This window comes from Dasania sp. GY-MA-18 (assembly GCF_024734385.1).
Taxonomy (GTDB): Bacteria; Pseudomonadota; Gammaproteobacteria; order Pseudomonadales; family Dasaniaceae; genus Dasania; species Dasania phycosphaerae.
Genome location: NZ_JANHAP010000013.1, coordinates 63,655 through 80,805, shown reverse-complemented (window position 1 = coordinate 80,805; position 17,151 = coordinate 63,655). Strand labels below are relative to the sequence as shown.

Sequence of the window (17,151 nt, the reverse complement as noted above, 5' to 3'; positions counted from 1 at the left end):
GCCATGCGCCTTGAGGCTATCAGCAATACCCCCTAATTTTTAAATACATAGATTTAAAACCCAGTATGCGACTTTATTTTATGAGTGATATGTTTTAGCCAGCTGGTGGTTTCAGTTAACAAATATATTTCACAACCTAGTAGAAAACTTCAGGAGAAGTATGCATGAACAAGACCTATAATAAACACATACTTGGCGTCAGCATTGCCTTATTAAGTGCTGGTATCACAGCCACCGGCGCCAACGCAGCACAATTAGAGGAGCTGCTAGTTACCGCTTCCAAGAAAACTCAATCGGTTCAAGACGTGCCGTATAATATTTCTGCCATGACCGGTAATGACCTAGAGGCCAAAGGGGTAAGCGATTTAACTAAGCTATCCCGCGCAGTACCCGGCTTAACATTTTCAGATAGAGGCGCACGTGCAGGTTTAATTTCTAGCGGCTTGGTTATCAGAGGTATCAATGCTGAAGATGCACGCGCCAACCGCCCCAACACCAATGTGCCAGTTATCTCTACTTATATTAATGAAACACCCATCTTTACCAATATACGATTGACTGACATAGAACGCGTAGAGATTTTGCGTGGCCCTCAGGGTACGCTATATGGATCAGGTTCACTAGGCGGCACTTTGCGTTATATACAGCGTGAACCCAACCCCGATCAATTCGAAGCGAAAATCAGCGGTGAAATAAATCAAGTCAACCACAGCGACGATTTAGGCTGGAAAACTGACTTAATGCTTAACATCCCTCTAGCTGATGACTTGGCAGTAAGAATTAACCTGGGCAAAGAAGACCAAGCTGGTTTTGTTGATCAAAACCGCTTATACCAATTGGATAGCAATGGTGCCCCCTTACTCGCTGACCCTAGCGATATAGTTAACAGCCCAGGTTTATTTACTAGCAAAGATGATGTTAATGATTCGGATATAGAAAATGCACGCATACACTTTATGCTGCAAACCGATAATGCCACCATCAACCTAGCGCATCACTATCAAAAAACCACCTCAGGCGGTTCGCAAATGATTGGTGCCACAAGTAAAAAACTTGATAGCCCGGTTATCATGCTAGAAACCTATGAAGGCGAGAGTAATTTAACCTCCTTGGATGTTGAATATGATTTAGGTTTCGCCACCTTAACAACCAGCCTTTCTACTTATGAGTCAGAAAACTCTGGTATTTCTGACCAAACCGCTCTGTATGAAAACTTTTCTTTTTACAATGACTACTACGGCAGCGGCCCTCGCCCCTTCGTGAGTGAATTATCTATTTGGAACGAAGAAGCAAACATTGCTGAAGTACGCTTAGTGTCTGAATCAGAAACTAATTTAGACTGGGCCGTAGGTGCTTTCTACATGGACCAGGATTCAGAGATAGGTATAGAAGATAGCTATTTCGGTTATACCGATTACGCTAATGCTTGTTTTGACAATGGCGGCCCCTTTGGTGGCGTACCTTGTGGATACGGATCATTATTTGGTGTTTATGCTAACAATGGCCCTCTCGCGATTACTGAAAGTAACAAAGATTTAGCCTTCCTAGCTTTAACTGACAACAACTTTAAAGATAAAGCCATATATGGTGAGCTAACCTATCACTTTACCGATGAGTGGCAGGTAACTTTAGGTGGCCGTTGGTTTGATCAAAAGTATGTTTCTGACGCAGTATCAGGCTTAGCCTATGTACCTGGATTAGTATTTGGCGGCAATGAGGTGTTTGAAGAAAAAGATGCACTCTTTAAATTCAATACATCTTATGACATCAACGAAGATACTATGACTTACTTCACGGTTACCGAAGGTTTCCGTCGCGGTGGTGCTAACGCCTTAGGTGGCGCAATCACCGAAGAAGAAGCCAGACGCTATGACTCTGACCACACTACCAACTATGAGTTAGGTATTAAAGGTAATATCGATCGCTACTACAACTACACCGTAGCAGCCTTTTATGTAGACTGGAAAGATATACAGCTAAACTCTACCTGCGGAATATTGGCGCTTATCTGTGTAGTTAACGCTGGCGACGCCGAAAGCCAAGGTATAGAAGCGCAAATTGAGGGCAACGTCAGTGACAATTTATCTATTAGCGCGAGTTACACCTACGCCAAGGCAGAGTTAGTCTCTCTTAATCCCACGCTGAATAATTACACAACCTTTATCGTCGAAGAAGGTATGCAGTTACCGCAAAGCCCTAAACAATCGGCCTCTTGGGGAGCAACCTATACCCTACCTTTAGAAAACGGTATGGATGTAGCCTATCACCTTGGTGGTACCTATAGAGGAAAATCTGAAAGCCGTATTGATGACCAAAACGTATCAGTCGATGCCTTCACTTTGTGGGACGCCTATGTGTCATTGACCAGCGATCAATGGAACGTGCGTTTGTTTGTTGACAACATTACCGATGAAATAGGTATAACTGGTGAACTAACCGAACTACAGTGGGGCAGAGAGGGCGCAAGAGCTAATATTAGTCGCCCACGCACTGTAGGCCTAGCTGGCTCTTACTCTTTCTAAGCCTTAGCACAAGGCATTACACAATATAAACAACGCCGGCCATAGCCGGCGTTTTTTTATCTTATAAATCCACCTAGGTGATGACTATGGAGCAGCAAGCAACAGCAAATGAGCTGTATTTAACTATATGGCAACACTTACATGCAAACCAACACAAGTTAGCCTATAAATTACTAGATAAACTTTCACAACTAGCACCTCAATGGTCTGAGACTTATTTCACCCGCGCCTATATTGCATTACTGGCCAAATCTTACCCCCTAGCCTTTGAAAACTTTCAAAAAATTTTACTGCAAAAACCCCAGCATTTAACCGCTCTTGCGGGTAAAGCGCTCTGCCTGTTGCACTTAGGGGAATTCACTGGGTCGCTATTAATAGCCAAGAAGCTGCTACAAGAAGAACATAATGATCCGATTTACTGGCATATGCTATCGGAGCTTTTTCATGCCAGTGGTGAATTGGATAGCTATCTGAGTTGCTGCCAAAAACTCACCGCTCTAATCCCTAACAACGCCAATATGTTAGCTAATTTATCTGAAGCTTTACGCTATACAGGGGATTATTTAGAGTCCGAAAAAATAGTTAATAAAGCGTTAACCTTAGCGCCAGGCAATGCAACCATGCTGTATAACCGCAGCCATATACGTAAGCAGAGCAAAGATAAAAACCATATAGAACAACTTAAAACAATACTAAGTAAACAGCTCAGCCAACAACATGAAATGCAACTTTGTTACGCTCTAGCCAAAGAGCTGGAAGATATAGGCGAATACCAACAGGCATTTGATTATTTAAAACGTGGCAGTCAATTACGGAGAAACAGCTCTAATTATAACGTAGCAAGTGATATAGCCACGATGAGGCATATACAAAAAACTTTTAGCTCGGATAAGTTTGACACTTTCACTGCCGGCTATGAAACAGAAGAACCCCTGTTTATTATGGGCCTGCCTCGTACGGGAACAACTTTATTAGAAAGAATTATTGCCAGCCACACAGATGTTTTTGCCGCCGGTGAACTACAAAACTTTTCGGGGGTTTTAATCAAGGCATTGAGCCAACAAAACCCAGGAATCAAGCTCAATAAACAGCTATCAGTTGACTTGGCTTGCAAACTTAACTGGCAAGCATTGGGGCAATCTTACCTTGCCAGCACTCGCCCTAGAACAGGTCACAGTAAACATTTCATTGATAAAATGCCGATTAATTATTTATATCTAGGCCTGATTGCCCAAGCCTTACCACAAGCAAAAATCATACTTGTACAGCGTCACCCTTTAGATGCCTGCTATGCCATTTATAAAACATTGTTTGCTCAGGTCTACCCCTATTCATATTGCCTGCAAGACCTAGGGCACTATTATGTGGCTTGGTATAAGCTAATGACTCATTGGCAGCAATGCCGACCCGATAATCTAATTACTGTTAACTACGAAGACTTAGTTCATGACACGCAAGCTACCACTAGCGAATTATTACAGTTTTGCAAACTGCCATGGCAGCAACAATGCCTAGACTTTCATAGCTTAAAAACCGGCGTAGCAACTGCCAGCGCCAGCCAAGTGAGACAGCCTATCTATAACAGCTCTATAGGCAAGTGGAAGCATGTAGAAAATGAATTAGCACCGCTAATTGATATATTAAACAAGGCCAACATCCCTTTTTAAGACCGCCACGTTTAAACAATTAATAAAAAGCCCTAGCAGCGCTAGGGCAAAAATAGACGCAGAAATATAACAGCAAAAACCTTGCGTCTAAGGAGACACTGAACAAAGCATCATTCAATGAAGTAGTTAATAAGCTGCTAGTAAATATGGGGATACAGCCATCAACAACACGATAATAACAAAGCCCAACGCCCGCTCACATACTGACTATATGATTACTACATTCGCATTCAGTAATACGAGTAGGCTAATGTTATTTGGTTAGCAGCCTATCCACCGCTAACAAAGCCGCCACCGATAAGGCGTCGGTAATTTCACCGTTTATGGCCATAGTCACCGCCTCACTGAGCGGCAGTTTTTTAACGACTAAATCACCCTCGCTAGGTTCTAAGGCTTGCTCACCGGCTTGCAGGCCGGTGGCTAAAAAAACCACGGCCTCTTCATCGGTTACCGAGTTAGAAGTATGCAGCCGCATAATTTGCTGCCAGTGTTGGGCGCTGTATCCGGTTTCTTCTTTAAGTTCGCGCTGGGCAGCTAGTAAAGGCTCTACTGTTAATGGCCCGCCGCCCATGGGCAGCTCCCAACTAAAACTATCTAAGGTGTAGCGGTGCTGGCCTACCAGCCAGGTATTAGCCTCGTCATCCACGGCTACGATGACGATAGCGCGATTTTTAAAATGAATATTGCCGTATATACCTTCAGTGCCACCGGGGGTGCGCACGGTTTCGTGGTGCAGGGTAATCCAGGGGTTATCGTATACCTGCTGGCTAGTAAGCTTTAACCAAGGGCCGCGCTGCTGGGGTAGCTGGGTTTTATTATCACTCATGTAATACCCTTATATCCTATCGCTGTATCAAGGCAGCCCTACCAGTGCAAAGCCTCTTTCACAAAAGGAATGGTCAACTTGCGCCGCTCCTGCAGTGAGGCTCTATCCAATTGTGCAAGAGTTTTTAACAGTGCATCCATATCGCGCTGGCAGCGCTTATAAATATATTGCGCCACCTCATCGTTTAACTCTACACCGCGGCGCTCAGCACGTAATTTTAAAACCGCGATGCGCTGCTCATCATCCAAGGGTTTGAGTTGATAAAAAGCACCCCAACCTAAACGTGAGGCCAGGTCGGGCATGCTAATGGCCAAATCCGCCACGGCTTTATCGGCGGCAATTAATAGGCAATTACCCGCTTCGCGCATTTGGTTAAATAAATGAAACAGCGCCTCTTCCCAACGGCTATCACCCAAGACTTGGCTGATATTATCCAAACAGACTAAAGGCAACGCCGCCAAACCTGCGAATAGCTCTTCCGGCGGGTAGTGGCTTAATTCTTCCAGCGGTAAATATACCGAGGCATGGCCTTGCTGGTCGGCATGATGGCAGGCTGCCTGTAATAAATGGCTGCGGCCACTACCGCTAGGCCCACATAGAAAAATATAGGGCTCGCCATTTTGTAGCTGACGGCTAATTTCATTAACCGCTAAGCCATTGCCGCCCGCGTAAAAATTCTCAAAGGTGGCATCATCTCTTAGCTGAACTGCCAGGGGCAGCTGCTCGTATAAAAAACTCATTGATAAACTCATTAAAGAAAAAACCGTTATGGCTTAGCCACATCGTAAAGCTCGCTACTTTTATAGTGAGCGTGTAAGTGCCTTAACCAAACCATAATCACTGCGGCCACCGGCAAGGCCAATAGCACGCCTACAAAACCTGCTAACTGGCCACCGGCCATGACTGCAAATATAACCGCTACTGGATGCAGGCCTATACGATCGCCAACGAGTAAAGGGGTAAGCAATACGCTCTCTAACACCTGCCCTACGCCAAATACCAGCGCCACCCACAGTAAGGGCAACCATTCATTAAACTGAAAATAGGCTGCCACGCTGGCCGCGACTATACCCACAATAAAGCCTAAGTAAGGCACTATAGAAGCTAAACCCGCCAACAGCCCTAACAATAACGCTAAGTCTAAGCCAACTATGCCTAAACCTATACTGTAAATTATACTCAGCGCTAACATCACCATTAATTGGCCACGTACAAACGCGCCTAAAATCTCGTGGCATTCCGAGCTAACGTCTACCACTTTAGTTTCCCAAGTTCTGGGTAGGGACTCGCGTAGTTTTGCAATCAGCAAATCCCAATCGCGCAGCAAATAAAAAGTCACCACCGGGATTAATAATATATTAGCCACCATGGCGATAATCACCACGCTAGAACCTGCCACCCGCTGCCATATCACAGCAACTATATTGCCCGCGCCTTTTAAATCACCGCCTATGTTTTCGCGCAACTCTTCAAACCCCCAACCGCCTGCGGGCAAGTTGAACGTGCGCTGCAAAAAGGGCAGTAACAACTCTTGTAGGCCATGCAGCCACTCGGGTATGCGGGTAATTAAAATATCTAACTGCCGGCCTATCATGGGCAGGGTGATTAATAACACGGTCGCGACCACTATAGAAAACACCGCAAAGACTACACACACCGCCACGGTACGATTCAAATGCAGCCGCTCTAACCTATCAGCTAAGGGGTCGCCCATATAGGCCAATAATGCCCCCACTAAAAAGGGCGTTAAGATAGGGTGCAGTAAATACACCAGTACGGCTACCAGCAATACCGCTGCGGCTAACATCAAACGCTGTAGGTCGCTCATATTCAATCCTTGTTTTGTGAGTACTTAGCCTATTACTGCGCTGGCCAGTGGTAGTTCAATTGCGTTAAGGGATAATTGCCTGCTTGCAGGCTGTCCAGTGGCGCGATTTTTTCTAACTTTTTGCCTAAAGCCAAGGTTTGCTCTAATTGCTCTAATTGGCCATCGGCAATCAGGTGTATAAATAGCTGTTGGTTTTCTACATAAATGGGGTTGGCATAACGCACTGCCGAGAGCTGTTGCAAATAGGCGACGGCGCGGGCATAGGCGCGAAAGTCTTTAATGCCGGTAAGCCTAATAACCACCCCGTCCTCTGACATTTTTACCGGCACTATGGCGTATTTACTGGCCAGTTGATCAGCCGCCACATCAATGGCAGCACCTATATACTCACTCAGTTGTGGGGCTTGGCCCTCTATCTCGCTGCGCTCACCCTGATTGCTAAACAGCCAGTTGCCCAGCCACTCGCCGTTGCTTAGCTCGGTCATGCGGCCTATTAATAGGCTATCGGCCTTGTAGCGGGCGGCGGCTCGCTGGGCGGTCCACAAATTCATTTGCCATAGATCCTCGGGGGAGATGGCGATAGTGTCCTCTAAATCCAGAGTGGGCAGCTTAACCACCAGGCCACGGCGCGCTGCCTGCTGCTGTATGGCGCTGACTATGCGCTCATCGCCAGCACCGATAAAGCGCTTGCCCTCTAGGCCGTCAACCACTGCCCACAGCAATACCGTGGGGCGGTTCTCCGACCATATAGGTAGGCTCTCACTGCGCAACAGGTCTTCTATTAGGCTGGGTTCAAAATCCATTTTTATCATTAACTGCTCTTGATCGCTGTCGGCCACGGGCTGGCGAGCATAACTAAAGCGTTTGAGATAACGCTCGGCCTGACGCACCTTGGCCCTAAGCTGATCGTTTTCCAGCACACTGTGGTGGCCCGATATGCGCACCAATACGGTTTTTAGCCCCTCGCTAGCAGCGCGCAGGCGGTCGCGGCGTGACTGTGTATCCACTGCCAGCTCCACCTTATACAAGCCCTGCGCCACCTCGGCGGCATGGGCTGTGGATAGACTCAGGCATAACATGATGGCCGCTATGCAGGCGGTATAAAACCGAGTATTACCGTGTATTTTTGTCATCATTACTTAAAACCTGTGGCTATGGTGCTGCCCATTTACGCTAACAACTTAATTTATAAGCAGTTATTGTAACAAGAGTATCATTATTTCATTAGCGAATTCACAGGCTCAAGCTCACAGAAAGCAAATATAGGCCCGCCCCCTGACTAATCGGGCCAATATCGGGGTAATTTACTAGAGACTGAAGGCAACATCCGCTAGAATAGCGCCGCCCAAAAAACTCGCTGCGAGCCTATCTACATGACTGATCAAAAATCCTCAAAACCTTCTCTTAGCTACAAAGATGCTGGTGTCGATATAGACGCAGGCAACGCTTTGATAGACCGTATCAAGCATGTGGCTAAACGCACCCGTCGCCCCGAAGTAATGGCAGGCCTAGGTGGTTTTGGCGCTTTATGTGAGTTACCTACAGGCTATAAAGAGCCGGTACTGGTTTCAGGCACCGATGGCGTGGGCACCAAACTGCGCCTGGCGATGGACCTGGGTATACACGACACCATAGGCATAGACTTGGTAGCCATGTGTGTAAACGACTTAATCGTAGCTGGCGCTGAGCCGCTATTCTTTTTAGATTACTACGCCACCGGCAAGCTTAATGTAGACACCGCCGCTGCCGTAGTAGAAGGCATAGGCAAGGGCTGTGAGTTATCGGGCTGCTCGCTAGTGGGCGGTGAAACCGCCGAAATGCCCGGCATGTACGAAGGTGAAGACTACGACCTGGCGGGCTTTTGCGTAGGTGTAGCCGAAAAATCCAAATTAATTGATGGCAGCGCCGTTAAATCAGGCGACACCCTAATAGGCCTAGCCTCATCCGGCGCCCACTCCAATGGCTACTCTTTAATCCGCAAAATTATTGAGGTTAGCGATGCCGACCTCGACACCCCCTTAGGTGACCAATCCCTAGGCAAGGCCCTAATGGCCCCTACCCGCATTTATGTTAAGTCTATTTTAGCGCTAATGAAAAAGTGCTCGGTACATGCGCTGTCGCATATTACCGGTGGCGGCTTACTAGAGAACATCCCCCGGGTATTACCTGCCGACTGTAAAGCTGTAATCGACACCCAAAGCTGGCAGCAGCCAGAGGTATTTAACTGGTTACAACGCAATGGCAATGTAGACTCCGTAGAAATGTACCGCACCTTTAACTGCGGTGTGGGCATGGTGATTAGCGTAGACAATGCTGATGCGCAAATGGCCTTAAACTACCTGCAAGAGTTAGGCGAAGACGCTTGGATTATCGGCCACGTCGCCCAAGCTGACAGCGATGAAGAACAGGTAGAACTACAAGGCCTGTAAGCAACAACATGAGCAATAGCCACACTCAAGGCCAGCGCCGCAAGCTAGTGATTTTGATTTCTGGCAGCGGCTCTAACCTGCAGTCCTTTATTGATGCGACCCAAAATGGCCAACTCAATGCCAGCATAGAGGCGGTGATTTGTAATCGCCCCAATGCCCTAGGTTTAGAGCGCGCCGCCAAAGCAGGCATACCCGCGATACTTTTGGATCACACCCAATTTGATGGCCGCGAGAGCTTTGATGCCGAGCTAATCCAACGCATAGATCACTACCAGCCCGACTTAGTCATACTGGCCGGTTTCATGCGTATTTTAACGCCGGGCTTTGTGCAGCATTATTTAGGCCGCCTGCTTAACATACACCCTTCACTACTACCCAAGTACCCCGGCCTTAACACCCATCAACGCGCCATAGATGCCGGTGATGCCGAAGCCGGTGCCACGGTACACTTTGTTACCGAAGAGTTAGATGGCGGCCCCGCCATCGTACAGGCCCGTATAGCCATCACCCCGCAAGATGACGCCAGCAGCCTGGCCAAGCGCATCCTAGCTCACGAACACAAAATTTACCCACTGGCCGCCCAGTGGTTTTTAGAAGGCCGCTTAAAACTTGCCAATAACTGCGCTATGCTGGACCAAACAGCTTTGAGTGCCAGTGGCCATGCCTACCCCTAAACCGTTTTTTATTTCAGCGCAGCGCGCCCTGCTAATCGCGCTGCTCGCTGTTGTTGTCAGCCTACCCGCTGCTGCCAACACTATTAGCCCCTACCAAGCCAACTACCTCGCCCACAGCAAAGGCTTTAAGCTCAAACTTGAGCGCAGCCTAAGGCAGCAAGATAACGGCCAGTGGCAGCTAAGTAATATTACCCAGGTATTGTTTAGCCACATTACAGAAAGCAGCGTTTTTACTCTTGCAGATAAGCAGCTACAGCCACTGAGCTATCACTACGACAACCCTCTAAGCCGCAAAAAAAATTCCTCACTCTTATTCGACCCCGCAGCCAACACCGTGCAAGAACGCGAGCGAAACAAAAAAACACTAGCGCTCACCCAGCCCAGCTACGATCAACTCAGTTTTCAAATGCAGCTGCGCTTAGACTTAATCAACAATCCCCAAGGTTTTAAACAAAAGCGCTATCAACTGGTTGATGGTGACGATTTAAAACAATACCAAGTAGAGCTAGTAGGCGAAGAGACTATTAAGGTGGGCGCTGGCAGCTTTACGGCAGTTAAACTGAAACAATACCGGCCCGGCAAAGAAAAATACACCTTGATATGGCTGGCCAAAGACTGGCAGTACTTTATTTTGCGCTTACAGCGTTTTAAAAAGGGCAGTAGTGATAGCAGCATAGAGTTACAAAATGCCATTATCGATGGCAAACCTATTAGCGCTAGCTAATAGCACTACTGCCAAAGGGCTATTATTAAGCCCTAGTTAGGCCATACTCTCCTGAAAACCTAATAGCACATTGGCGGTGTTAACCCCCAAATCCTCCACCGCATAGCCGCCCTCAAACACAAACAAGGTAGACAATTGCATAGATTCTATTAACTTACCCATTTCGGTAAAATTTTCCGACTTTAATTTAAACGATGAGATAGGATCGTTTTCAAAAGTATCCAGCCCTAAAGAAATCAACAGCACATCGCAATCAAACTCTTTAATCGCCGCTATACAGCGCTGTAGCGCTTCTTTATACACAACCCAATCGGTAGTGTGCAAAGTCAGCGGTATATTTAAATTACAACCCAGTCCAGCTCCCTCACCCGTTTCATCGCCGTAACCACTAAAATAAGGATATTCATAATCGGGGTCGCCATGTATAGAGGCCACAAATACGTCATCCCTATTGTAGAAAATACTTTGGGTACCATTACCGTGATGATAATCCACATCCAGTATCGCTACTTTTTTATACCCTTTATCGCGTAAGTGTTGCGCCGCTACCGCCACATTATTTACATAGCAGTAACCACCCATTTGCTCAGCCGAGGCATGATGGCCAGGAGGACGGCATAAAGAAAAAGCCGTGCGCTCGCCACTGGCAATAATATCAGCGCCACTAAGCGCCACATTGGCAGAGCTTTTAATCGCTTGCCAAGAACCTGCTGACAGGCCTACCGCCAAATCAAAAGAGTAGTAACCCAACTGGCCTTTAATATGCGCCGGCACTTTATGACGGAAATCATGCATAGGAAAAGCTTCGGGGGTGGCATCATTGGCGGCACCAAACTCGGCCTCCCAGGCGGGCCAGCAGTTTTCTAAAAATGCAATATAGCCTGAGTCATGCACTTTGGTGACATGCTCTATAGAATACTCTTTAGGCTCTAACACCTCACCCAAGTTTCTCTTAATTACCTGCTCTAACACCATATCGGCACGCGAAGGCTTTTCAAAACAAGGGGTAGGCTCACCGCCCGACATTTCATAGCGCAAGGCATGTAAGCGCTGATCATCCGAATAAACAATTTTCATAAATACCTCTGGTTTAACTTACCGCTCAAACAATTTTTTACTTAGCCATTAACAATTTATAGCCAAGCCAATAATAAAAAACCCACTGCCGTAATACTGGCGGCCATTAGGGCATAAGGCAGCTGGGTTAAGGCGTGATTCATAGGCGGGCAACCACTGCCCTGCGCCGATAAAATAGTTGAATCGCTATAGAAACAAGCATGACTGCCAAATGCTCCCGCCGAAATCACCGCACCTATCATTAAATACACGTCCACCCCCATGGTATTAGCCAAGGGAATCACCACCGGCAAAGCCACTGCATACAGGCCCCAAAAAGTTCCCGTCGCAAAAGCCACTATGGCCAGCGCCAAAAAAGTAATCAGGGGCAATAGCAGAGGGTTAACCCATGAGGTGGCTATATCGATCACATAAGGTGTAAGTTGCAGCTGATCGTTTACGTCTTTTAAGACGAAAGACATGATTAAAATGGCAATCACCTCAACCATGGATTTAACCCCCGTCATGCAGTGGTCAAAAATCTCATGTAGTTTCATTAAACCTTGCAAGCTATACATGGCAATAATCAATACCAGAGTGGCAAAAGCCCCTTTTAAAATATCGATATCAAACAGCCAGGTAAAACCGATTAAAGCCAACATGGGAACAACAAAATGCATAAAGCGGCCTTTAGCTGCCCCACCTTCAGCATGCTCATCTTGCGCGTCAATAAAACCGGACGGCTTAGACTGACCGGCTTGCGCACGCGCCTGTGCTTTACGCATCCCTCCCAGTAAGGGCAGCTTACCGGTGGCCAATAAAGGCGGCATCAACAACGCCACCCAAGCGTATAACATATAGGGTATGGCGCCAATATAGGCGTGTATACCCTGCCCTACAGCCGCGACATTATTAGACTCTAGCAAGCCCGAAACATAAATTGCCCAAGTAGAAAAAGGTAATAAAATACACACTGGAGCGGCGGTAGTGTCCACCACATAGGCCAGCATCTCGCGGGAAACTTTTAGCTTATCAGTGACTTTTTTCATCGCCGACCCCACCGCCAAGGCGTTGAGATAATCATCGAGAAAAATTAATAAACCCAAGCCCCAAGTCGCCAACAAGGCCTGCGGCCCGGTTTTAATATAGCGAGTCAAAGAGCTCGCAAAGGCGTTGGCACTTCCCGACTTAACTAACAGGGTAATAATGCTGCCAAACATCGCCACCGTTAATACTATCCAGCTAACAGTTTCATTATTCATAGACTGCAATACAGCGTTTAAAAAACCCGCCATAAACAAATGTTCTTGCAGCATTATAAATCCCACCAAAGCACCGATAATCAGCGCCTCTAAGGCACGCTTTAATAGCACGGCGCTAATAAGCACCACTAAGGTAGGTAATAAACTGCTTATTCCTGGCTCTAGCATCAGTAGCTCAACTCACGGTTAGCAAATAAAAATCACAACGGTTTAAAGCTAAGTGTGTGGCGAAATGCCAGCACACTTAGGGTCTTACCGTAACACAGTGTAGCGCTAACGCGGGCTCTACCACTTGTAGGTGAATGACGCACCGTAGGTTCTTGGTGTACTGGGGTTATACGCAACCAGCGACTCCAAAGTATCGGGGAACATCTCAGTGACATACTCTTTATCAGCCAAGTTTTTAACCCACAAGGCCACTTCCCAATTGCCTGCTACGGGGCTTAAGCTGGCTCTGGCATTAGCTAACCAAAAACCGTCTTGGCTGGCTGCTGCGGTGTTTTGTACGGTAAAGTAAGTGTCATCTTGATAATTAAAGTCGGTTTGCAAGGCAGTGATATAGCCTTCGCTAGGCGACCACTCGTATCGCACTAAACCGTTAAACATCCACTCGGCAGCATTGGCTGTGGTATTTCCTACCACGATGCCGTTGGCCACTTGGTCGGCGGTAACTTTTTTAATTTCAGCATCGGTATAAGATGCCCCAGCACGTAAATCTAAGCCATCTAATGGACGCCACCACAACTCTAACTCAGCACCATAGATATCGGTTTCGGGAATATTACTAACGTTGAAAACACCACTAGCATCTAACACAAAGGCCTGCAAATCTTGATAGTCGTAATAGAATACACCACCGTTTAATTGCAGGGTGTTATCCATTAAGGTGCCTTTAAAGCCCAGCTCATAATCAATAAGTGTTTCTATATCATAGGGGGCCAGCTCGGCATTAGAAGAAGTCCAGGTACCATTGTAACCGCCACTTTTAAAGCCGCGGCTGACAAAACCGTAGATCAACCAATCATCATTTGGCTTGTAATCTACCCCCAGCTTCCAAGTAATTTCATTAGCGGTGGTTTCTTTATCGGTAGCCGTTGATAGCTGACGACTTTCTAAGGGCACGCCAAATAATAAATCATCAAAGTCGGCATCGGTTACGTCAATGATAAAAGTGCCGCCATCAAAGGTAATTTCTTCAGCGGTATAACGGGCATCAGCAATCAATGACCAGCTCTCATCCAAATGCCATTCACTGTGGCCGAATACTGCATGAGTAGTTGTTTCTTGCACAAAATCCACTAACTTGCTGTGAAACCAAGTATCGGTATATTCATAAGTATCTTTGGTATCAACTTTATCAGCACCGTAATAAATACCGGCCACCCAGTTATAATTATCACTATCACCCGATAGACGCAGCTCCTGCGAAAAAACATCGGTAACAGAGGTATACGTTTGGTCGGCACTAATGGCGATAGTGCCATCAAACTCTTCTTGCAGGATACGATCAGAATACAAGTAACCCGTCACCGAGGTTAAGGTAACTGTGTCGGCTTCGTAGTTAACATTTAACATCGCGCTGTATAGGTCGTGGTGGTAAACCGGCTCTAAACTATACTCACCTTCATACAAATCACCATCACCTGTGTGGCCGGTACTGGTAACACAGCGCCCCTGCTCGTTAAGAGCCTGTATTTGTTTGCGGGTCATGTCTTCGGAGCAGGCATTACTGCCAGCAAAACCTGTTGAGTTACCTGCACCATAGGCCTCATCACGGCCAAAGGCATTGGCATCAGCCCAATCAACACCGGCATTAGTTTGTGGGTCTGAAACATCGGCGATACCAAAGCTCGCCCAAGGTGTGTTACCACTGCGATCCTTGACCGCCTCCAACACTAACTGTGTGGTAACCGCTGAGCTGGTATCCCACAGTAAGCTACCTCTAGCTGCCCACATTTCTGCTTCGCCTAACTCATTACCCGTGGCTTTATTTTTATAAAAACCATCACGGTTTTTAGTAGTGAAGGCAAGACGCCCTGCTACCGTCTCGCCCAGTGGGCCATTAATAAAGCCGTCTGTTTCCACTAAATTTTTATTGCCTAGCTGCAGGGTAAATTCACCACCGGTCTCCATGCTGGGCTTGGCAGAGAATAAGCTCATCGCCCCGGCAGTACTGTTGCGGCCAAACAGAGTGCCTTGCGGGCCTTTTAACACTTCTATGCGCTCTATGTCGTACATAGGCAGTGACATCAAACTGGTATAAGCCAGATTGACCTCATTCATGTACATACCCACAGGTTGTGCAGCATTAGTCACAAATAATGACTGCCCCACGTTGCGTATGCTGATGTAGGGGTTAGCCACACCTATACCATTTTTAATAAATAACCCTGGCGTTTGCGCTGCCACATCTATGGGTTGCTCCATACCCAAATCTTTAATCGACTCACTGCCAAAGGCGGTAATCGCGATGCTAACGTCCTGTGCGCTTTGCTGGCGTTTTTGCGCGGTTACCATAACTTCTTCAAGCTGGTAGGCCCCGGCCTGTAACGCGACGCTGCTCACTATCGCTGCAGCTATAGCCTTTAAGGCTGGTTTGTTGTGCTGGTACATAGATGCTCCCCATTATTATTGTGCTACCGTATTTGCATTAAATACGGCTATCATGTCTAGATAGAAGCCCAAGACTTCCGGCACACATAGGAGACCACAGCTAGGCTAGCTTGAATATAACGTCGGGGGGGTATTTGTTAGCGAACAACACAATAATAAGTGAGGCAAACTTGAGCGGCACACTGACACTGAACTCAGAGCAATGGCATCAACAACTGGCCATGCTGGTAGATAAGATAGGCTGCGATGATTTTGTACTGCAATTATCGGCGGCAATTTGCAGCATCACCCAATACAATCATATAGCTGCCTACACACTATGTTCACAGGAAAGGCCGGTCGTTTTATATCACAACTTGCCTGAGCAATGGGCTAAGCCCACTTTTCCCAGCTATTCTGAAGGTGCATACTTACTGGATCCCATCGCGCAGTTTTGCTTTAACGACGCACCTTCGGGGGTTTATCATCTAAAAGATTTAGCCCCCGATCATTTTAAACAAAGTGAATATTTTAAACGTTATTATAAAAATATAGGGCTGCGAGACGAGAGCGTAGTTTTACTAAAATTAAAACCGGATTTTTATATAGCTCATTCCATAGGCCACCGCTTTAGCAGCCTAGGCAGAATGAGCAAACGCGAGCAACAGCGCTTACACTATGCAGCGCCAACTTTACTAGCCATATGCCGCAGGCACTGGCAAATAGCTTTGCAAAATAAAGCCAGCGACGAAAATGGGGCCAAAAACATAGCCACTGCTTTCCACCAATTTGGGGCAGAATTATTAACCAGCCGAGAACAGGAAATTGTTCGTGAAGTATTAAAGGGCCATTCTAATAAATCTATAGCCCAAAATTTATGTATTAGCTTTGAAACTGTAAAAGTACATCGCAAACATATTAACAACAAACTGGGAGTATCATCCCACGCTCAATTATTTAGCCGCTTTATTGACTATCTTGCCAGCAGCTTGGATAAGTGAGCACTATGAAACCGTTGGCTAAGAAGCGTTATTACCGTCTTCTTTAATGTGCTGGTAGGCGTAACGAATCACATAGCCCAACATTACACAGCATAAAACCACAATAATTACACCGCCTACTACCGCATCATCCACATACATCGCCTTGTTCCTCTCTACTAAAACTACTGATTTTCAACAGTTATAGAGTAGGCCTTATGCACTCAAGCAGCCTTGATGCAAATCAACTTCGCTTCAGTTTAAACGGTGGGGCTGCAATTCTATTTTTTCTATCTCCTGACCCAGCATGATGACTCGGCCCTGATAGCGCTCATTACCGGTAGAGCTAAATTCAAACACAAAAGAGCGCCATAATTTTAAACGCCCCTGCTCATCGCGCTTGCACCAAAAACCGCGCAAGGCCACGCCTTCATCCAAAAGCTGCACATCCATTTCTTTACAGTGTTTTTTAACGGCGGCAAACGCCTGCTGTTTAACACCCTGGGCCCGCCACCAGTACACCAGCAAAGTAATAAACGCTGCCAGTAACAGTAAATCACCTAAACTAAAATACACTCTGCCACCTCTGTT

At 46.6% G+C, this 17,151-nt stretch carries 14 protein-coding genes; 6 read left to right on the top strand and 8 right to left on the bottom strand.

Annotated elements, in window-relative coordinates; translation table 11 throughout:
• Positions 1-164: 164 nt before the first annotated feature.
• Together NO559_RS14955 and NO559_RS14950 are read left to right on the top strand one after the other, a co-directional pair.
• Positions 165-2,522: a TonB-dependent receptor gene (locus NO559_RS14955; RefSeq protein ID WP_258332681.1), complete on the top strand. Its 2,358-nt coding sequence runs from the start codon at positions 165-167 to the stop codon at positions 2,520-2,522.
• An 86-nt stretch (positions 2,523-2,608) separates the two neighbouring features.
• On the top strand, positions 2,609-4,189 hold the full coding sequence (locus tag NO559_RS14950) for a tetratricopeptide repeat-containing sulfotransferase family protein (RefSeq protein ID WP_258332680.1): 1,581 nt from the start codon (positions 2,609-2,611) through the stop codon (positions 4,187-4,189).
• Positions 4,190-4,442: 253 nt separating this feature from the next.
• Here the strand turns inward: NO559_RS14950 and NO559_RS14945 are convergent, their stop codons facing one another.
• From NO559_RS14945 to NO559_RS14930, 4 genes are read right to left on the bottom strand one after another with little or no spacing between them, the layout of a single operon-like run.
• Positions 4,443-5,015 carry an NUDIX hydrolase gene (locus NO559_RS14945; protein ID WP_258332679.1) on the bottom strand — a complete coding sequence of 191 codons (573 nt, stop codon included), beginning with the start codon at positions 5,013-5,015 and terminating at the stop codon, positions 4,443-4,445.
• 38 nt (positions 5,016-5,053) lie between these two features.
• The gene (hda, locus tag NO559_RS14940) at positions 5,054-5,755 is read right to left on the bottom strand and encodes a DnaA regulatory inactivator Hda (RefSeq protein ID WP_258332678.1); all 702 of its coding nucleotides are present in this window, start codon (positions 5,753-5,755) and stop codon (positions 5,054-5,056) included.
• 26 nt (positions 5,756-5,781) lie between these two features.
• Entirely contained in the window at positions 5,782-6,843 is a 1,062-nt protein-coding gene (locus tag NO559_RS14935) for an AI-2E family transporter (RefSeq protein WP_258332677.1), read from the bottom strand.
• A gap of 32 nt (positions 6,844-6,875) precedes the next feature.
• Positions 6,876-7,979 (bottom strand): DUF2066 domain-containing protein, encoded by a 1,104-nt coding sequence (locus NO559_RS14930; RefSeq protein WP_258332676.1) that lies wholly within the window; start codon positions 7,977-7,979, stop codon positions 6,876-6,878.
• A 237-nt stretch (positions 7,980-8,216) separates the two neighbouring features.
• Here NO559_RS14930 and purM point away from each other — a divergent pair, with 237 nt between their 5' ends.
• Genes purM through NO559_RS14915 form a run of 3 tightly spaced genes read left to right on the top strand, consistent with a single transcriptional unit; the run spans position 8,217 to position 10,670 of the window.
• Positions 8,217-9,272, top strand: coding sequence for a phosphoribosylformylglycinamidine cyclo-ligase (gene purM / locus NO559_RS14925; RefSeq protein ID WP_258332675.1), 1,056 nt, complete (start codon positions 8,217-8,219; stop codon positions 9,270-9,272).
• Between the two features lie 8 nt (positions 9,273-9,280).
• Positions 9,281-9,946: a phosphoribosylglycinamide formyltransferase gene (purN, locus tag NO559_RS14920; RefSeq protein WP_258332674.1), complete on the top strand. Its 666-nt coding sequence runs from the start codon at positions 9,281-9,283 to the stop codon at positions 9,944-9,946.
• Positions 9,933-10,670, top strand: coding sequence for a DUF3108 domain-containing protein (locus NO559_RS14915; protein ID WP_258332673.1), 738 nt, complete (start codon positions 9,933-9,935; stop codon positions 10,668-10,670). The genes purN and NO559_RS14915 overlap by 14 nt, the downstream gene beginning before the upstream one ends.
• Positions 10,671-10,706: 36 nt before the next feature.
• Here NO559_RS14915 and NO559_RS14910 read toward each other — a convergent pair whose 3' ends face one another.
• From NO559_RS14910 to NO559_RS14900, 3 genes are all read right to left on the bottom strand, one after another.
• Positions 10,707-11,747 carry a histone deacetylase family protein gene (locus NO559_RS14910; RefSeq protein WP_258332672.1) on the bottom strand — a complete coding sequence of 347 codons (1,041 nt, stop codon included), beginning with the start codon at positions 11,745-11,747 and terminating at the stop codon, positions 10,707-10,709.
• A 56-nt stretch (positions 11,748-11,803) separates the two neighbouring features.
• Positions 11,804-13,156: a Na+/H+ antiporter NhaC family protein gene (locus NO559_RS14905; protein WP_258332671.1), complete on the bottom strand. Its 1,353-nt coding sequence runs from the start codon at positions 13,154-13,156 to the stop codon at positions 11,804-11,806.
• A gap of 117 nt (positions 13,157-13,273) precedes the next feature.
• A complete protein-coding gene (locus NO559_RS14900; protein WP_258332670.1) occupies positions 13,274-15,601 on the bottom strand; it encodes a TonB-dependent receptor in 2,328 nt (775 codons plus the stop codon).
• Positions 15,602-15,771: 170 nt separating this feature from the next.
• Here NO559_RS14900 and NO559_RS14895 point away from each other — a divergent pair, with 170 nt between their 5' ends.
• A complete protein-coding gene (locus NO559_RS14895; protein WP_258332669.1) occupies positions 15,772-16,581 on the top strand; it encodes a helix-turn-helix transcriptional regulator in 810 nt (269 codons plus the stop codon).
• 234 nt (positions 16,582-16,815) lie between these two features.
• Here the strand turns inward: NO559_RS14895 and NO559_RS14890 are convergent, their stop codons facing one another.
• Complete coding sequence (locus NO559_RS14890; RefSeq protein WP_258332668.1) at positions 16,816-17,136, bottom strand: DUF3301 domain-containing protein; 321 nt, start codon at positions 17,134-17,136, stop codon at positions 16,816-16,818.
• Between the last annotated feature and the right edge of the window lie 15 nt (positions 17,137-17,151).